This is a genomic window from Desulfovibrio piger (genome assembly GCF_900116045.1).
Lineage (GTDB): Bacteria > Desulfobacterota > Desulfovibrionia > Desulfovibrionales > Desulfovibrionaceae > Desulfovibrio > Desulfovibrio piger_A.
On sequence record NZ_LT630450.1, the window covers coordinates 2,727,590 to 2,745,048 of the forward strand.

The window sequence follows — 17,459 nt, forward strand, 5'->3', positions numbered from 1 at the left end:
ACGATGACACGCCTTGAAAAGATTTATAGAGAGAAAGTGGTTCCGGTACTGCAGAAGGAGTTCAACTACTCCTCCTCCATGCAACTGCCCGGCATCGAGAAGATCTCTCTGAACATCGGTCTCGGCGCCGCCAGCCAGAACAACAAGCTGATGGAAGAAGCCGTGGCGGAACTGACCGCCATCGCCGGACAGAAGGCCGTGGTTACCCGCGCCAAGAAGTCCATCGCTTCCTTCAAGCTGCGTGAAGGCATGCCCATCGGGGCTCGCGTCACCCTGCGCAAGGATCGTATGTGGGACTTCCTGGACAAGCTGATGAACTTTGCCCTGCCCCGCGTGCGTGACTTCCGGGGTATCCCGGACCGTGGTTTTGATGGTCGCGGCAACTTTACCCTGGGCATCAAGGAACACACCATCTTCCCCGAAATGGAAGCTGACCGTGTGGAAAACCCCAAGGGCATGAACATCACCATTGTCACCTCGGCGACCACGGACAAGGAAGGCAAGTTCCTTCTGGACCAGCTGGGCATGCCGTTCCGCAAGTAGGAGAAGAGCCATGTCCCGTACCGCTCTTGAAGTGAAGGCTTCCCGTAAGCCCAAGTTCAGCTCCCGCGCCTACAATCGCTGCCCCATCTGCGGGCGTCCCCGGGCCTTCATGCGCCAGTTCGGCATCTGCCGTATCTGCTTCCGCAACATGGCCCTGCGCGGCGAACTGCCCGGTGTGCGTAAATCCAGCTGGTAATCCGCATCCCGGACTGATCTGAAAGATGGAGGGACTCCGAAAGGGGTCCCTCTTTCCGTTTACGGCAAAGGGCAGGGCAGGGGCCCAGGCCCCTCCCGGGGCACCGCCTTCCGTGCCCGATATATGTCCGCGGCCCTGCCCGTGCCTGCGGGCGACGGCGCTCCGGCGCCCGGCGGGTGCGGGAACGGCCCGGAAAAAGCGATTTTCAGGCCGCGGGCAAAAAAAGCATTGCCTTTTGCCGCGGCTTGGGATATGGACTTTCGATTGTGTGCGGGAAGTGGCGGCATGGGGCCGCTAACCCCTCACGAAACCAACCTTAGGAGCTATCGATGTTGACAGATCCTATTGCGGATATGCTGACCCGTATCCGCAACGCACATTTGGCCCTGCACAAGGAAGTGAATGTGCCGCGCTCGAAGATGAAAGAAGCCTTAGCCGCCATCCTCAAGCAGGAAGGTTACGTCGAAGACGTGGCTATCGACGACCGCAACATTACCATCACGCTGAAGTACCAAAAGGGCAAGGCCGTCATCTCCGGCCTGAAGCGCATCAGCACCCCCGGTCGCCGCGTGTATGTGGGCGCTCACCAGATCCCCAAGGTGCAGAACGGCCTCGGCATTTGCATTCTGTCCACGTCCAGCGGCGTGCTGGACGGCATGACCGCCCATGAAAAGAAGGTGGGCGGCGAACTTCTGTGTGAAATCTGGTAGGGGTGCGCCATGTCTCGTATCGGCAAACAGCCCATTACCGTTCCCGCTGGCGTTGAAGTCAAGATCGGAACGGATGTTGTGGAAGTGAAGGGCCCCAAGGGTACGCTGCATACCCCTGTGTGCAGCCTGCTGAAGTATGACCTCACCGACGGTGTGCTGACCCTGACCCGCGTGGAAGACGACCGTCACAGCCGTGCCCAGCACGGTCTGCGCCGCACCCTGCTCGCCAACTGCATCGAAGGCGTGACCAAGGGCTTTTCCAAGTCCCTGGAAGTGATCGGCGTGGGCTACCGCGTTGCCGTCAAGGGCAACCTGGTGGAACTGTCCGTGGGCTTCTCCCACCCCGTGCTGGTGGAACTGCCCGAAGGCATCCAGGCCAAGGCCGAAGGTCAGATCCTGACCATCAGCGGCGCCGACAAGGAACTGGTGGGCGAAATGGCCGCCAAGATCCGTCGCATCCGCAAGCCCGAACCTTACAAGGGCAAGGGTATCAAGTATACCACCGAGACCATCCGCCGCAAGGTCGGTAAGTCCGGCGGCAAGAAGTAGGTAGGGATTGCGTCATGAAGCTTACCAAGAATGAATCCCGTCAGCGCCGCAAGGTCCGCATTCGTAAAAAGGTGCAGGGCACTGCCGACCGTCCGCGTCTGGTGGTGTACCGCTCCAACATGCACATCTACGCCCAGATCGTGAACGATCAGGAAGGCGCCACCCTGGTCGCCGCCTCCACCCTCAGCCTGGCCAAGACCGAAGCCGGTATGCACTGCAACCTGGCCGGCGCCGAGAAGGTGGGCATGGAAATCGCCCGTCTTGCCAAGGAAAAGAACATCACCCAGGTGGTGTTCGATCGCAACGGGTACCTTTATCACGGTCGCGTGAAAGCCGTGGCCGACGGCGCCCGCGAAGGCGGCCTGGAGTTCTAATATGCGTCAGGAAAATACCGAAACCAAACAGAACGAATTGGGCGAAATCGAAAAGATCGTCTCCCTGAACCGCGTGGCCAAGGTGGTCAAGGGCGGTCGCCGTTTCAGCTTCAGCGCCCTCGTGGTGGTGGGCGACGGCAAGGGTGGCGTGGGCTACGGCCTGGGCAAGGCCCAGGAAGTGCCCGAAGCCCTGCGCAAGGCCACTGAACGCGCTCGCAAGAACCGCGTGCAGATTCCTCTGGTGGAAGGCACCCTGCCTTACGAAGTGCTGGGCCGCTTCGGCGCCGGTCGCGTCATGCTGAAGCCCGCCTCCGAAGGTACCGGCATCATCGCCGGCGGTGCCGTGCGTGCCGTCATGGAAGCCGTGGGCGTGCGTGACGTCCTGGCCAAGGCCATCGGCACCAACAACCCCCATAACGTGCTGCGTGCCACCATGCAGGGCCTGATCTCCCTGCGCAGCGCCGACGAAGTGTCCGAGCTGCGTGGCAAGAAGCTCGAAGCCCCGAGGAAGTAGTCATGGCTGAAATTACGGTCAAACTCGTGCGTTCCCGCATCGGCACCACGCCGGCCCAGCGCAAGCTGCTGGACTCCCTTGGCCTCAAGCGCCGCGAACAGGTCAAGTCGTTCAAGGACACCCCGGCCATCCGGGGCATCATCGCCAAAGTTTCGCACCTTGTGGCCCTGGTGGACTAGTCCACGGCCGCAGGAGGAGTATACATCATGCAACTGCACAATCTCTTTCCCTTCCCGGAAGAGCGCAAAACCCGCCGTCGTGTGGGCCGTGGTTCCGGTTCCGGCCTGGGCTGCACCTCTGGCAAGGGCAACAAGGGCCAGAACGCCCGTGCCGGCGGCGGTGTGCGTCCCGGTTTCGAAGGCGGCCAGATGCCCCTGCAGCGCCGTCTTCCCAAGCACGGCTTCAAGAACTTCCCCTTCAAGGTGACCTATGAGGTGATCAACCTGGATCGCCTGCAGGAAGCCTTTGAAGGCAAGAGCGAGATCACCCTGGACGACATCTACGCCCGCGGCCTGGCCCGTCTGGGCGCGCCCGTGAAAGTGCTTTCCCGTGGCGAAGTGAAGTCGGCCATCAAGGTGGAAGCGCACAAGTTCAGCCAGGCCGCTGCGGAAAAGATCCGCAACGCCGGCGGCGAAGCCACCGAACTTGAAGCTGCGCAAGCGGCTGAGTAATTATGCGCCGTGCCGGCAACGGCAGGCGGATGTCTTTGACCCCGCGCCGGAATGGGCGCGGGGTAAAGACGCTCCCGCGCATACGCGTCCCTTACAGCGTAAAAGGTAACGAGTGATTCATGGCATCAGCATCGGTTAATCCCCTCGGACAATCTTCTCTGGCCAAGCGCCTGGGCTGGACCTTCCTCCTTCTGTGCTGCTACAGAATCGGGGTGCATGTGCCCATCCCCGGTGTGGATGCCGCGGCGCTCGCCGCGTATTTCAAAAGCCTGTCGGGAACGTTGTTCGACATGTTCGACATGTTCTCCGGTGGCGGCCTGTCCAACGTGTCCGTCTTCGCTCTGGGTGTCATGCCCTACATCTCGGCGTCCATCATCATGCAGCTTCTGCAGGTGGTGAGCCCCGACATCAAGCGCATGGCCAAGGAAGAAGGCCAGGCCGGACGCCGCAAGATAACCCAGTACACCCGTTACCTGACCGTGCTCATCACCCTGGTGCAGGGCCTGTTCATCTCCATAGGGCTCGAATCCATGACCAGCCCCGACGGCACGCCCATCGTGCTCAATGCGGGCTGGCATTTCCGCATGGTGACCATGGCCACCTTCACGGCCGGTTCCATGCTCGTCATGTGGCTGGGTGAGCAGATCACGGAGCGCGGCATCGGCAACGGCATCTCCCTGATCATCTTCTGCGGCATCGTGGTGGGCATCCCGCGCGGCATCATGCAGTCCCTGGACCTCATCAAGTCCGGCAGCATGAGCATTTTCCTCGCGGTGGTCATCGTGCTGCTCATGGCCGCCGTGCTGACGGCCATCGTGTTCGTGGAGCGTGCCCAGCGCCGTATCCCCATCAGCTATGCCAAGCGCCAGATCGGACGCAAGATGTTTGGCGGCCAGAACACGCACCTGCCCCTGCGCGTCAACACGGCGGGCGTCATCCCGCCCATTTTCGCCTCGTCGCTTTTGCTGTTCCCGGCCACGGTGGGCCAGTTCTCCACCAATGAATATGTCAGGATGGTCACGGACTTCTTTGCTCCGCACGGCATCCTGTACAATGTGCTCTATGTTGTCCTGATCTTCTTCTTCTGCTACTTCTACACGGCCATCATCATCGACCCGAAGGACATGGCCGAGAACCTGAAGAAGAACGGCGGCTTCGTCCCCGGCATCCGCCCCGGCGAACGCACCCAGGAATACATCGACACCGTGCTCTCGCGCCTGACCCTGAGCGGCGCGGTGTACATCTCGGCCATTTCCCTGCTGCCCATGCTCATGATCGCCAAGTTCAACGTGCCGTTCTACTTTGGCGGCACCAGCCTGCTGATCCTTGTCGGCGTGGCCATGGACTTCATGAATCAGGTCGAGTCCCACATGATCTCAACCCAGTACCAGGGGTTGATGAACAAGGCGGCCCGCAAGGGCGGCCGCATGTAATTCTGGCAAAGCGAGCTGGAAAGTCATGAAAAAGTATCAGGGCGCATTCATCAAAAATGAGCGGGAGATCGCCTGCCTGCGCGAGGCCAACCGTATGGTGGCCAACATCCTGGATGCCATCGGCGACATCGTGAAGCCGGGCGAGACGACCATGCGCTTTGAAGAGCTGGCGCGCGACATGTGCGCCGATTATAATGTGAAACCGGCCTTTCTGGGCTATTACGGCTACCCCTACGCCACATGCTGCTCGGTCAACGAGCAGGTGGTCCACGGTTTCCCCTCCCCGCGGCTGCTTGAGGAAGGGGACATCGTCAGCGTCGACATGGGCGTGGTCTTTGAAGGTTTTGTGGGCGACGCTGCGCGCACTTTCCCTGTGGGCAAGGTGAGCGAGGAGGCCTGCAAGCTCATGCGCGTCACGGAGGAGAGCCTCTATGTCGGCATCGAGCAGGCGCGTGCCGGTAACGATGTCTATGCCATCGGTACCGCCGTGCAGGACTATGTGGAAGCCGCCGGTTTCAATGTCGTGCGTCAGTATGTGGGCCACGGAGTGGGCGCCAAGATGCACGAAAAGCCGGAAGTCCCCAACTATCACCCCGGTGGCCGCGGGCTGACCCTGCGCAACGGCATGGTCATCGCCATTGAGCCCATGGTCACCGCCGGCAGCTACGAGGTGGATGTTCTGGAAGACAAATGGACTGCTGTGACACGCGACCGCCGCCTGGCTGCGCATTTTGAACACAGCGTAGCCATTACGCCGGACGGGCCCCGCATCCTGAGCATTTCGGACCGCGGCCTGAACCGGACGACAATTGGTTGTTGACAGAGCAGGTAAAGATGGATAAAGGTTTCTGTTCCCGCTGCTGAAGGGCGGTGAGCAGCCGTATTGACCGGGTTTGTGTTGTGCTTCCGGCAGCGGCAAACCTTGGTCACGCAAAGCCGTAGGGCTTTGCCACTCATTGGAGACGAATCATGAAAGTCAGACCTTCCGTCAAAAAAATATGCCCCAAGTGCAAGGTGATCCGGCGCAAGGGTGTTCTTCGAGTTATCTGCGAAAACCCCCGGCACAAGCAGCGCCAGGGCTAGGGCAGGAGACGTACTGTGGCGAGAATTGCAGGTGTTGATTTGCCTCGTGGCAAACGTGTGGACATTGCGCTCACCTATATCTATGGCATCGGCCGTGCTACGGCCCTGCAGATCCTGAGCACCACCGGTGTGAACTGGGAGCGCAACATTGATGATCTTTCCGCCGACGAAGTGAACGAGATCCGTAAGGAACTCGAACAGAACTACAAGGTGGAAGGCGACCTTCGTCGCGAGATCTCTACCAATATCAAGCGCCTCATGGACATCGGCTGCTTCCGTGGCCTGCGCCACCGCCGCGGCCTGCCCGTGCACGGTCAGCGCACCCACACCAATGCGCGTACCCGCAAGGGTCCCCGTCGCGGTGTGGTGGGCAAGAAGAAGTAGGGCGCATTCCTTTTCACGCGAATTTAGCCAGATTGAGGTAATATCATGGCCAGACCCAAGAAAGTGGTCAAGAAAAGAGAAAAGAAGAACGTGCCCGTGGGCATCGCCCACATCCAGGCTTCGTTCAACAATACCATCATCACCTTTACGGACACTCGCGGCAACGCCATCAGCTGGGCCTCTTCCGGCCAGAGCGGTTTCAAGGGTTCCCGCAAGTCCACCCCCTTCGCCGCCCAGGTTGCCGCCGAAACTGCCGCCCGCAAGGCCCAGGACAACGGCATGCGCACCGTGGGCGTGTATGTGAAGGGCCCCGGCTCCGGCCGTGAAGCCGCCATGCGTGCCATTGCCGCTGTTGGCTTCCGGGTTGCTTTCATCCGCGACGTCACGCCCATCCCCCACAATGGTTGCCGGCCGCCCAAGCGCCGTCGCGTGTAGTTGGCTGCCCGCGAGGCAGTGGTAATCAACGCAAGAGGATTCTTCAAATGGCCAAATATACTGAAGCCAAATGCCGCATTTGCCGTCGCGAAGGCTGCAAGCTCTTCCTGAAGGGCGACCGCTGCTTTACCGACAAGTGCGCTTATGATCGCCGTCCCTACGCTCCTGGCCAGCATGGCCGCGCGCGTAAGAAAGTCAGCGAATACGCCGTCCAGCTGCGCGAGAAGCAGAAGACCCGCCGCAGCTACGGTATCCTGGAAAAGCAGTTCCGCGGATACTTCGAAAAGGCTGAAATGCAGAAGGGCGTCACCGGTACCAACCTGCTGGTGATCCTGGAACGCCGCCTGGACAACGTGGTGTACCGTCTCGGTTTCGCCAACTCCCGTAACCAGGCCCGCCAGCTGGTGCGTCACGGCATCTTCACCCTCAATGGCCACAAGGTGACCATCCCCTCGCTGCAGGTGCGCGTGGGCGATACCATCGAAGTGCCCGAAAAGAACCGCAAGATCCCCGTTCTGGCCGAAGCCCAGGAAGTCATCGCCCGTCGCGGCTGCCCCGCCTGGCTGGAAGCCGACGGCGCCGCTTTCAAGGGCACCGTGAAGGCTCTGCCGCAGCGTGACGACATCCAGTTCCCGGTCAATGAACAGCTGATCGTTGAACTTTACTCGAAATAAGCGGGGGCTTCATGCTTATCAAACAGGGCGAACGCCTTATCAATGCGCGCAACTGGAGCGAGCTCGTCAAGCCCGACCAGATCCTGCGCGACGAAGACACGGCCAGCAGCACGCACGGCAAGTTTGTTTGCGAACCGCTGGAGAGGGGATACGGCACCACCATCGGCAATGCCATGCGTCGTGTGCTGCTTTCCTCCCTGCAGGGTGCTGCCTTTGTGTCTGTGAAGATTACCGGCGTGCAGCATGAGTTCACCACCATCCACGGCGTCCTTGAGGACGTGACCGACGTGGTGCTGAACATCAAGCAGGTGCGTCTGCGCATGGACACGGACGAACCGCAGCGCCTGACGCTTCGCGTTGACAGCAAAGGGCCTGTTACGGCCGCCCAGATTCAGGCCAATCAGCATGTGACCGTGCTCAATCCTGAACAGCACATCGCCACCCTCACCGAGGATGTGGTGCTGGAGATGGAATTTGAAGTGCGCATGGGCAAGGGCTACGTGCCTGCCGACATGCACGAAGGTCTGGCCGATGAAATCGGTTTGATTAAGCTGGACTCCTCCTTCTCGCCGGTGCGTAAAGTCGCCTATTCCGTGGAACAGGCTCGTGTGGGCCAGATGACCAACTACGACCGCCTGATCCTGGAAGTATGGACCGACGGCTCGCTGACTCCTGAGGATGCCATCGCGTACAGCGCCAAGATCATCAAGGACCAGATCTCGGTGTTCATCAATTTCGATGAGCGTGTGTCCGGTGACATGCGTCACGGCAGCAGCGACAGCGGCGAGACCAACGAGCATCTCTTCAAGAGCATCGACGATCTCGAGCTTTCGGTGCGTGCCACCAACTGCCTGCGCAGCGCCAACATCGCGCTGGTGGGCGAGCTGGTGCAGCGCTCCGAGGCTGAAATGCTCAAAACCAAGAACTTCGGCCGTAAATCCCTGGACGAGATCAAGGAAGTCCTGCACGACATGGGCCTTGATTTCGGCATGAAGGTTGACGGTTTCGAAAAGAAATATCAGGACTGGAAAAGGAAGCAGCAAAATGAGGCATAGCAATTCCGGCAAAAAACTTTCGCGGACGCCTGCGCACCGTAAGGCCCTGTTGCACAATCTCGCCAAGGCGCTGCTTATCCACGGCCGCATCCGCACCACCGAAGTGAAAGCCAAGGAACTTCGCGGCGTTGTCGAGCCGCTGATCTCCCTGGCCAAGCGCAACGACCTGCACTCCCGCCGTCTGGCGTACCGTGTGCTGTGCGACTACGCTCTGGTTAAGCGCCTGTTTGACGAAATTGGTCCCCAGTTCGCCGGTGTGCCTGGTGGCTACACCCGCGTGATGAAGCTGGCCATGCCCCGCAAGGGCGATAACGCTCCCATGGCCATCATCGAACTGACCCGCCAGCCCGAAGCCAAGACGGAAGCTCCCGCCAAGGCTGAAAGCGCCGAGTAGTTCCGATGACCGTGTCCGGCTCTGGCCGGACGAGGGAAAAGGACACAAGGGCCCCCGCAAGGGGGCCTTTTTACGTTTTTGGGAGTATGCCGGCAGGGGAGGAGGGCGACCGCCCCTTCTTCGTCACGACTTGCCAGCAGGGGGGCTTTCATGGCATGGACGGCCTGTGCCTGTGCGGCGTTCTTTCATTGTTCAACAAAGCGAGGTTCATCATGAAGTTGCTGGAAAAGGCCCGGGCTGCCGGCTGAGCGGCAAAAATGGCTCCAGGGGCCCTGGAGCAGCTTTTGCGGGGCCTCGCGCCCCGTGGATCATCGGATCTGGAACAGCGTGTCATCGCCGGACGTGCCCGCAACGAGGACGCAGTGGTGGTGCGCATGCCCGCAGGCAAGGCCATCGTGCAGACCGTGGACATCCTGGCGCCCATCGTCAACGATGCCTTCTGGTTCGGCCGCATCGCGGCCTGCAATGCCCTGTCGGATGTCTACGCCCTGGGCGGGCAGCCCTGGTGCGCCATGAACGTGGCCTTCTTCCCCGCCTGCCTCACCGAGAACGATCCCGAAAACATCCTGGCCAATATCCTGCGCGGCGGCATGGATGCCCTGGAAGAAGCCGGGGCCGTGCTGGCCGGCGGGCATACGGTGCAGGACGACGAGCTCAAGTACGGCATGGCCGTGACCGGGGTCATCGATCCCGGGCATGTGGCGTCCAATGACAAGCTGCGGCCCGGCCTGCGCCTGCTGCTGACCAAACCCCTGGGCACGGGCATCCTGGCCACCGGCGTCAAGGCGCGCTGGGACGATCACGAGGAGAGCGAGGCCCTGTTGCAGCGCTGGTGCGGTCGTCTCAACCGCATCCCCGGGGAGGCCATCGCCCGCTTCCGCATCCCGGCCGCCACGGACATCACCGGCTTTGGTCTGGGCGGGCATCTGCTGGAGATGGCGCAGGCCTCGGGCGTTTGCGTGTCCCTGCAGACGGAGGCCCTGCCCCTGCTGCCCCACGCCCTGGAGTACGCCCGCATGGGCCTCATCCCGGCGGGCAGCCATCTGAACCGGACCCACTGCGCCCCGGCCGTGGACGTGGCGCCGTCAGTGGATGAGGCGGTGGAAAGCATCGTCTTCGACGCCCAGACCTCGGGCGGCATCGTGCTGGCCGTACCGGGCGAAGCGCTGGGGACGGTGCGCGACTGGCTGGAGGCCAGGGGCGAGATGGCCGTGGAGATCGGCGAGGTGCTGGAAGCGCGTTCCGGCGGGCCGCGTCTGCTGCTGCGGTAGGCGGGAGAGCGCGATCCGCCGGGGAAGGCTTCGGCGCTGCCCCCTTCCCGGGCATCGGGCTCCTGCGGCAGGGGGCCCGTCCTCCGTCCTGCTGTCCCGCTTTCCGCCGGAATGGCGGCACGGCGCCGTGCCCTGATGCTGCCGGTCACGGGCCTGGCCCCGCGCAGGCCGGGGCAGGGCAAACTTGCGGGGGAAAAGTGTCTGTGCTATACAGGGTATCTTTGCGAGAGTGGCGGAATTGGTAGACGCACTGGACTTAGAATCCAGCGGTTTATCCATGCGGGTTCAAGTCCCGCCTCTCGCACCAGAATTTGCAAGGACGTTCCCGGCAGGGCCGCGGAACGTCCTTGTTTTTTGCGGCCGGGCTTCCAGGCGGAACGCGTCTGTCCCGTGCCCGGCCGGGAGGCATGGCACTTCCCGGCATCCCGGGGCGCCACCCGGCCCGCGGGGCTGCCGGCAGCTCGGCGGATCCGGCGTCCTTCCGGCCCCGGCCTTCTCCGGTGTTGGCCACCCTCCGGGGAGATCGTCCTGCCCGCCCTCTCCGGGAGCGGGAGGCCGTGTCCGGCCGCTGTGCGGTCCCTTGTCCCCGATGCCCCGCTGCGGGCCGCCCGCCGTCCTTTCCCGCCTTTCCGGCAAAGGGCCCCTGCCATCTTGACCGGCACGCTTCCGTGCTTATCTTTGGCAGCAGGGAGCCGCCGGGAAGATGGCGCCGGCCGCTTGAAATCCGCCGTTCTTTGGGCTATGAGAAGCGATTGTCGCGGCTGGCGAGTCACTCGCCATGCCGGGTGATACGTGCCCTGTGCCGTGTCATCATTCAAAGAACTGCCGTGCGGCCCTGGTCGCGTGTCGTCTCCGGGTCATCCCGGGGCGCGGCGGAAAAAAGAGACTTTTCGTTAAAGGAGCGCCTCGTGGAATATACTGTTGAAGATTTGTCCCCGGTCAAGAAAAAGGTTGCCATCACCACTGATCCCAAGGAAGTGGAAGCCGCCATCATGGGCGCTGTCGCCCTGTACAAGACGTCTGTGCAGATTGACGGTTTCCGCAAGGGCAAGGTGCCCGCTTCCGTCATCGAACAGCGCTTCCGCGACCGCATCTACGAAGAAGCCCGCCAGGACCTCGTCAACGTGCACATCAATGAAGTGATGTCCAAGCTGGACGTGACCCCCGTCTCCGGCATCAGCATGGTGGACGGCGAGCCTGTCATGGAACGCGGCAAGGGCATGAATTACAGCATCGAGTTCGAAGTGCTGCCCACCTTTGACCTGCCCCCCTACGAAGGCATGGAAGTGGAGCAGGAAAAGACCGTCGTGGACGACGCTGAAGTGGAAGAAGTGGTGGAGCGCATCCGCCGCGACCGCTCCAAGCTGGTGCCCGTGGACGGTGACGGCCCGGCCGTGGACGGCCAGGTGGCCAACATCGACTTCTGCGCCTACCAGAACGGCAAGCCCCTGGAAGGCATCAAGGCTGAGGGTTTCGACCTGGCCCTGGGCGAGAAGCAGGCCCTGGAAGATTTCGAAAAGCTGGTCAAGACCATCAAGCTGGGCGGCGAGGCCGAAGGCGACATCACCTTCCCCCAGGACTTCCTGGCCAAGGATCTGGCCGGCAAGACCGTGACCATGAAGGTCAAGGTGCATGCCATCAAGGAACGCCAGCTGCCCGCCGTGGATGACGAACTGGCCAAAGCCGTGGGCGTGGAAAACGTGGAAAAGCTCAAGGCCGGCATCCGCGAAAGCTACCGTTCCAGCCGTTACAACCTGAACAAGGGTTCCGCCCAGAAGTCCATGCTGGACAAGCTGGTGAAGATGGTGGAATTCGAACTGCCGCCCAGCATGGTGGACGTGCAGGCCCGCACCCTGCTGGCCGACATGCGCGCCCGCCTGGAACGCCAGGGCAAGAGCCTGGATTCCCTGGGCAAGAGCGAAGAAGAACTGCTGAAGGAAGTCCGGCCCCAGGCCGAAGAGATCACCCGCATGCAGGTGCTGCTGCTGGCCATCGCCAAGAAGGAAGGCCTGGAAGTGAGCGAGCAGGAAGTCAATGCCCAGCTCTACCAACTGTGCATGCGCAGCGGCGAGGACTTCAAGCAGGTGCGCGAAGCCTATGAAAAGAGCGGCATGATCTTTACCCTGCGTGACCGCATCCTGGCCGACAAGGCCATGGACGCCGTCTATGCCAAGGCCCAGGTGAAGGAAGTGGAGCCCAAGCCCGCAGAAAAGACTGAAGAAAACAACTAAGGCGGGTCATGTCTGCACCACGGTGCAGATGTTCCCCGCACCCTTCCGGCGACGCTTCGTCGTCCGCTTTTGACGTACGCCGCGGCGGTCCTCCCGTCGCGGCGGCGTCGAATTTATACGGTTTAACTCACAGAGAGGTTTTCATGTCCCTCGTCCCCATGGTCATCGAAACCACGGGCCGTTCCGAACGCGCCTATGATATCTATTCCCGCCTGCTCAAGGATCGCATCATCCTGCTGGGCAGCGAAGTGAACGACACTGTGGCCTCCCTTGTCTGCGCCCAGCTCCTGTTCCTGGAATCCCAGGACCCGGAGAAGGAGATCAGCCTGTACATCAACTCTCCCGGCGGCTCCGTGACCGCCGGTCTGGCCATCTATGACACCATGCGCTACATCACCGCGCCCGTCAGCACGGTGTGCATGGGCCGGGCCGCCAGCATGGGGGCATTTTTGCTGGCGGCCGGGCAAAAGGGCATGCGCTACGCGCTGCCCAACAGCCAGATCATGATCCACCAGCCGCTGGGCGGCTTCCAGGGCCAGGCCACGGATGTGGACATCCATGCCCGCGAGATGCTGCGCATCAAGGAGCGCCTGAACACCCTGCTGGCCGAAAACACCGGCAAGAGCTATGACGAGGTGGTCCGGGCCACGGAACGCGACAATTTCCTCACCCCCGAGCAGGCCCTCGAATTCGGCATCATCGACCGGGTACTGGTATCGCGCAGCGATATGACGGAGAAGAACTAGTCTATGTCCAACAGCAAGAATTCAGGACAGGAACCGCTGCGCTGCTCCTTCTGCGGACGCAGCGAGCTGGAGGTGAACAACCTTATCGTGCAGGACAACGCCTGCATCTGCGACAACTGCGTGCGCGCCTGCGGCGACATCATCGCCCGTGACAAGGTCCAGCAGCAGGTGGAGGAGGCCGACGAGCGCCTGCTCTCGCCGCAGGAGATCAAGGCCCGCCTGGATGAATACGTCATCGGCCAGACCGAGGCCAAGAAGATCCTTTCCGTGGCCGTGCACAACCACTACAAGCGCGTCTTCTTCGCCGACGCCCTGGGCGACGACGTGGAGCTGGAAAAGAGCAACATCCTGCTGGTGGGGCCCTCCGGCAGCGGCAAGACCCTGCTGGCCAAGACCCTGGCCAAGGTGCTGCGCGTGCCCTTTGCCATCGCCGACGCCACGACCCTGACCGAAGCCGGGTATGTGGGCGAGGACGTGGAGAACATCCTGGTGCAGCTGCTGCAGAATGCCGACTACGACATCGAAGCCGCCAGCAAGGGCATCATCTACATCGACGAGATCGACAAGATCTCCCGCAAGAGCGACGGCCCCTCCATCACCCGCGACGTGTCCGGCGAAGGCGTGCAGCAGGCCCTGCTCAAGATCATCGAAGGCACCGAGGCCAACATCCCGCCCAAGGGCGGCCGCAAGCATCCCCAGCAGGAATTCATCCGCATGGATACCAGCAATATCCTGTTCATCGTGGGCGGGGCCTTCGTGGGACTGGACAAGATCGTGGGCTCCCGCATGAGCGGCAGCTCCATGGGCTTCGGCGCCCAGGTCTGCTCCAAGAAGGAGATGCCCCTGGGCGAGCTGCTGGAAAAGATCCAGCCCCAGGACCTGGTGAAGTTCGGCCTGATCCCCGAATTCGTGGGCCGCATCCCCATCATCACCCATGTGGACGATCTGGACGAGGCCGACCTGGTGCGCATCCTGACCGAGCCCAGGAACGCCCTGGTGCGCCAGTACCAGAAGCTGTTCGAACTGGACCACGTGCATCTGCGCTTCACGCCCAATGCCCTCAAGGCCATCGCGGCCCGGGCCATCGAGCGCAAGACCGGCGCGCGCGGCCTGCGCAACGTCATGGAGCGCACCATGCTGGACATCATGTTCCGTCTGCCCTCCATGCCCGGTGTCAAGGAATGCCTCATCAACCGGGCCGTCATCGAAAAGGGCAAGGAGCCGGTGCTGCTGTATGACGAAAGCGCCGAAGGCGCCGCTGCCGACGCCAGCATGAATTAGCCCGGCCTCCGGCATGGCCGCACGGCGCGGACACCGTTCCCGCCTGCGGCCGCTGCCCGGTGCGCCCGCACCATGCCGGGGCCTGCCCCCGGGCAGGCTGTCACAAGAGCTGAAAGGGGGGAAGCATCCGCCTTTGCCGCAGGCAAAGGGGATCCTTCCCCTTTCAACGATATACAGGGGCCATCCGGCCCGGCCGTCCCGACGGCTGAGCGGGCCGCCCGCGCGGCCCTTTTACGAGGTACACTATGTCCGAATTCCAGCGCGAAGCGCGCTTTTTTGCCGAGCTGCCGGTCATGCCCCTGCGCGAAGTGGTCATGCTGCCGCGTACCATCATGCCGCTTTTCGTGGGGCGCGAGGCGTCCATCAAGGCCATCGAGCTGGCCCAGTCCGGTTACAACAAGCAGATGTTCCTGGTGGCCCAGCGCGAGCCCGATGTGGAGAAGCCCGGCGCCGATGATCTGAGCCCCGTGGGAGTCGTCTGCAAGGTCCTGCAGATGCTGCGCCTGCCCGACGGCACCATCAAGGTGCTGTTCGAAGGCCTGCACCGTGCCCGCTGGACGGAACTGCGCGAACAGGACAACTGCCTGATGGCCATGCTCTGCACGGTGCCGGAAAGCGAGAGCCGCCCCGAAGAGCGCGAGGCCCTGGTGCGCACCGTGCAGGAAGCGCTGGAAGAGTACGCCAAGAACAACAAGAAGCTGACCCAGGAAGCGCTCATGTCCATCATGGCCCTGCGTGATGCCGGGCCGCTGGCCGACGCCGTGGTGCCCCACCTCAAGGTGGATTACCGCAAGAAGCAGGAAGTACTGGAGATCGCCGACGTCACCGAGCGCCTGGAACGCGTGTACGAGCTTTTGCAGGGCGAAGTGGCCCTGGCCTCGGTGGAAAAGCGCATCAAGAACCGCGTCAAGGTGCAGATGGAGCGCAACCAGCGCGAATACTACCTCAGCGAGCAGCTCAAGGCCATCAACAAGGAGATGGGCCGCGAGGACGATCCCCAGGCCGAAGTGGACGAGCTGGAAAAAAAGCTCGAAGGCCGCAACATGCCGCAGGAGGCCCGCGCCCGCTGCCAGTCCGAGCTGCGCAAGCTGCGCAGCATGCCGCCCTCGGCCGCGGAATACACCGTGGTGCGCAACTATGTGGACTGGCTGCTGGACCTGCCCTGGAACGACCTCAAAGAGATCGACATCGACATCGAAAAGGCCCGCGCCATCCTCGAGGGCGACCACTTCGGTCTGGAAAAGCCCAAGGACCGCATCCTGGAATACCTGGCCGTGCAGAAACTTTCCCACGGCCTGCGCGGTCCCATCCTCTGCTTCGTGGGCCCGCCAGGCGTGGGCAAGACCTCGCTGGCCAAAAGCGTGGCCCGGGCCACGGGGCGCGAATATGTGCGCCTTTCCCTGGGCGGCGTGCGTGACGAGGCCGAGATCCGCGGCCATCGCCGTACCTATGTGGGCGCCCTGCCCGGCAAGATCATCCAGTCCCTGAAGCGGGTCAGGAGCAGCAACCCCCTGTTCTGTCTGGACGAGATCGACAAGATGACCTCGGACTTCCGGGGCGACCCGGCCTCGGCCCTGCTGGAAGTGCTGGACCCGGAACAGAACAGCACCTTCATGGACCACTATCTGGATCTGGAGTACGACCTCTCCAGGGTGTTCTTCATCACCACGGCCAACTCGCTGGACACCATCCCGGCCCCGCTGCTGGACCGCATGGAGATCATCGAGCTCAACAGCTATCTGGAGACGGAAAAGCGCCAGATCGCCCGCAACTTCCTGCTGCCGCGCCAGGTGAAGGAACACGGCCTGAAGCCGGAGAACATCGCGCTGTCCGACGGCGCCATCCTGGAGATCATCCGTTCCTACACCCGCGAAGCGGGCGTGCGCAATCTGGAGCGCGAGATCGCCGCCCTGTGCCGCAAGACCGCCATACGGCTGGTGGAGGACGACGATCTGGACAAGTGCGTGAGCATCTCCCGCCAGAACCTGGCCTCCTTCCTCGGCGTCAAGAAGTACCGCCACGAGGAACGCGAGAGCGAGTCCCAGGTGGGCGTCTGCGCCGGTCTGGCCTACAACCAGCGCGGCGGCGAGATCCTGATGGTGGAGACCAGCCTCATGTCCGGTTCCGGGCAGGTGGTCATCACCGGCCAGCTGGGCGACGTGATGACCGAGTCCGCCCGTGCGGCCCTGACCTATGTGCGTTCCCGCGCCGAGATCCTGGGCCTCGATCCGCGCTTCCACCGCAAGGTGGACATCCATGTGCATGTGCCCGACGGCGCCACGCCCAAGGACGGCCCCTCGGCCGGCATCACCCTGGCCACGTCCATCACCTCGGCCCTGCTGGGCATCCCGGTGCGCAACGATGTGGCCATGACCGGCGAGATATCCCTGCGCGGCCGCGTGCTGCCCATCGGCGGCCTGCGGGAAAAGCTCCTGGCTGCCCGCCGCAGCGGCATCAAAAAGGTCCTTATGCCGCATGACAACGAAAAGGACCTCAAGGAAGTGCCCGCCGAGGTGCTGGAGGATCTGGAGATCGTCTTCGTGGACCATGTGGACGAGGTCCTGCCCCATGCCCTGGCCGCTTCCGCGGAAGAGATCTTTTCCGGTCGCGCCACGGCCCAGCCGCTCTATCTCAGCCTGCGCGCCGGCAGGGGCGACAAGGGCAGCAGCGCCCCTGCGCCGCAATAGATGATGGCAAGGGGAGGGGATTTGAGCGGGGGAAACCTTTTGTGCACAAAAGGTTCTCCCCCGCACCCCCTTCCAAAAAACTTTTTTCAGGTGGGGCCGCAGGTCCCCGTCGCTGGACGGCGGGGACCTGCGGCAACGGCCCGTGGACCGGAAAGACAAGAAGAGGAAGGCATTTTGCCTTCCTCTTCTTGTTCTTGGTGCGTATGGCGTGCCTTGCGTGTGCAGTGT

General features: G+C 62.4%; 21 protein-coding genes and 1 tRNA gene. All 22 read left to right on the top strand.

Annotated features, from left to right (window positions below; all coding sequences use genetic code 11):
- The first annotated feature begins 3 nt into the window (after positions 1 to 3).
- The 22 genes from rplE to lon all read left to right on the top strand — a co-directional run bounded on the left by rplE (position 4) and on the right by lon (position 17,231).
- On the top strand, positions 4 to 543 hold the full coding sequence (gene rplE / locus DESPIGER_RS12190) for a 50S ribosomal protein L5 (RefSeq protein ID WP_006008426.1): 540 nt from the start codon (positions 4 to 6) through the stop codon (positions 541 to 543).
- A 10-nt stretch (positions 544 to 553) separates the two neighbouring features.
- Positions 554 to 739, top strand: a complete 186-nt coding sequence (locus DESPIGER_RS12195) for a type Z 30S ribosomal protein S14 (protein WP_006008429.1) — start codon at positions 554 to 556, stop codon at positions 737 to 739.
- 329 nt (positions 740 to 1,068) lie between these two features.
- Positions 1,069 to 1,449, top strand: coding sequence for a 30S ribosomal protein S8 (gene rpsH, locus DESPIGER_RS12200; protein ID WP_072337304.1), 381 nt, complete (start codon positions 1,069 to 1,071; stop codon positions 1,447 to 1,449).
- 9 nt (positions 1,450 to 1,458) lie between these two features.
- Positions 1,459 to 1,998: a 50S ribosomal protein L6 gene (gene rplF, locus DESPIGER_RS12205; RefSeq protein ID WP_072337306.1), complete on the top strand. Its 540-nt coding sequence runs from the start codon at positions 1,459 to 1,461 to the stop codon at positions 1,996 to 1,998.
- A 14-nt stretch (positions 1,999 to 2,012) separates the two neighbouring features.
- Complete coding sequence (gene rplR / locus DESPIGER_RS12210; protein ID WP_072337308.1) at positions 2,013 to 2,372, top strand: 50S ribosomal protein L18; 360 nt, start codon at positions 2,013 to 2,015, stop codon at positions 2,370 to 2,372.
- 1 nt (position 2,373) lies between these two features.
- Positions 2,374 to 2,886, top strand: coding sequence for a 30S ribosomal protein S5 (gene rpsE, locus DESPIGER_RS12215; protein WP_072337310.1), 513 nt, complete (start codon positions 2,374 to 2,376; stop codon positions 2,884 to 2,886).
- A gap of 2 nt (positions 2,887 to 2,888) precedes the next feature.
- Complete coding sequence (gene rpmD, locus DESPIGER_RS12220; protein WP_072337311.1) at positions 2,889 to 3,065, top strand: 50S ribosomal protein L30; 177 nt, start codon at positions 2,889 to 2,891, stop codon at positions 3,063 to 3,065.
- A gap of 27 nt (positions 3,066 to 3,092) precedes the next feature.
- Positions 3,093 to 3,557: a 50S ribosomal protein L15 gene (gene rplO, locus DESPIGER_RS12225; RefSeq protein WP_072337313.1), complete on the top strand. Its 465-nt coding sequence runs from the start codon at positions 3,093 to 3,095 to the stop codon at positions 3,555 to 3,557.
- A gap of 119 nt (positions 3,558 to 3,676) precedes the next feature.
- A complete protein-coding gene (secY, locus tag DESPIGER_RS12230) occupies positions 3,677 to 4,990 on the top strand; it encodes a preprotein translocase subunit SecY (RefSeq protein WP_072337315.1) in 1,314 nt (437 codons plus the stop codon).
- A 25-nt stretch (positions 4,991 to 5,015) separates the two neighbouring features.
- On the top strand, positions 5,016 to 5,810 hold the full coding sequence (map, locus tag DESPIGER_RS12235; protein ID WP_072337317.1) for a type I methionyl aminopeptidase: 795 nt from the start codon (positions 5,016 to 5,018) through the stop codon (positions 5,808 to 5,810).
- Positions 5,811 to 5,959: 149 nt separating this feature from the next.
- Entirely contained in the window at positions 5,960 to 6,073 is a 114-nt protein-coding gene (gene rpmJ, locus DESPIGER_RS12240) for a 50S ribosomal protein L36 (RefSeq protein ID WP_005027799.1), read from the top strand.
- 15 nt (positions 6,074 to 6,088) lie between these two features.
- Positions 6,089 to 6,457, top strand: coding sequence for a 30S ribosomal protein S13 (gene rpsM / locus DESPIGER_RS12245; RefSeq protein ID WP_040369828.1), 369 nt, complete (start codon positions 6,089 to 6,091; stop codon positions 6,455 to 6,457).
- A gap of 45 nt (positions 6,458 to 6,502) precedes the next feature.
- Positions 6,503 to 6,892: a 30S ribosomal protein S11 gene (gene rpsK, locus DESPIGER_RS12250; RefSeq protein ID WP_006008449.1), complete on the top strand. Its 390-nt coding sequence runs from the start codon at positions 6,503 to 6,505 to the stop codon at positions 6,890 to 6,892.
- A 47-nt stretch (positions 6,893 to 6,939) separates the two neighbouring features.
- A complete protein-coding gene (gene rpsD, locus DESPIGER_RS12255; RefSeq protein WP_006008451.1) occupies positions 6,940 to 7,566 on the top strand; it encodes a 30S ribosomal protein S4 in 627 nt (208 codons plus the stop codon).
- An 11-nt stretch (positions 7,567 to 7,577) separates the two neighbouring features.
- Positions 7,578 to 8,621, top strand: coding sequence for a DNA-directed RNA polymerase subunit alpha (locus DESPIGER_RS12260; RefSeq protein ID WP_072337318.1), 1,044 nt, complete (start codon positions 7,578 to 7,580; stop codon positions 8,619 to 8,621).
- Positions 8,611 to 9,015, top strand: a complete 405-nt coding sequence (gene rplQ / locus DESPIGER_RS12265) for a 50S ribosomal protein L17 (protein ID WP_072337320.1) — start codon at positions 8,611 to 8,613, stop codon at positions 9,013 to 9,015. Before DESPIGER_RS12260 ends, rplQ begins: the two co-directional genes overlap by 11 nt.
- A 212-nt stretch (positions 9,016 to 9,227) precedes the next feature.
- Positions 9,228 to 10,286, top strand: coding sequence for a selenide, water dikinase SelD (gene selD, locus DESPIGER_RS12275; RefSeq protein ID WP_083575452.1), 1,059 nt, complete (start codon positions 9,228 to 9,230; stop codon positions 10,284 to 10,286).
- Between the two features lie 223 nt (positions 10,287 to 10,509).
- A tRNA-Leu gene (locus tag DESPIGER_RS12280) sits at positions 10,510 to 10,593 on the top strand.
- A gap of 601 nt (positions 10,594 to 11,194) precedes the next feature.
- Positions 11,195 to 12,517: a trigger factor gene (tig, locus tag DESPIGER_RS12285; protein WP_072337325.1), complete on the top strand. Its 1,323-nt coding sequence runs from the start codon at positions 11,195 to 11,197 to the stop codon at positions 12,515 to 12,517.
- 143 nt (positions 12,518 to 12,660) lie between these two features.
- The gene (gene clpP, locus DESPIGER_RS12290) at positions 12,661 to 13,263 is read left to right on the top strand and encodes an ATP-dependent Clp endopeptidase proteolytic subunit ClpP (protein WP_072337327.1); all 603 of its coding nucleotides are present in this window, start codon (positions 12,661 to 12,663) and stop codon (positions 13,261 to 13,263) included.
- Positions 13,264 to 13,266: 3 nt separating this feature from the next.
- Positions 13,267 to 14,544: an ATP-dependent Clp protease ATP-binding subunit ClpX gene (gene clpX / locus DESPIGER_RS12295; protein WP_072337329.1), complete on the top strand. Its 1,278-nt coding sequence runs from the start codon at positions 13,267 to 13,269 to the stop codon at positions 14,542 to 14,544.
- 245 nt (positions 14,545 to 14,789) lie between these two features.
- Positions 14,790 to 17,231 (top strand): endopeptidase La, encoded by a 2,442-nt coding sequence (lon, locus tag DESPIGER_RS12300; protein ID WP_072337331.1) that lies wholly within the window; start codon positions 14,790 to 14,792, stop codon positions 17,229 to 17,231.
- Positions 17,232 to 17,459: the final 228 nt, after the last annotated feature.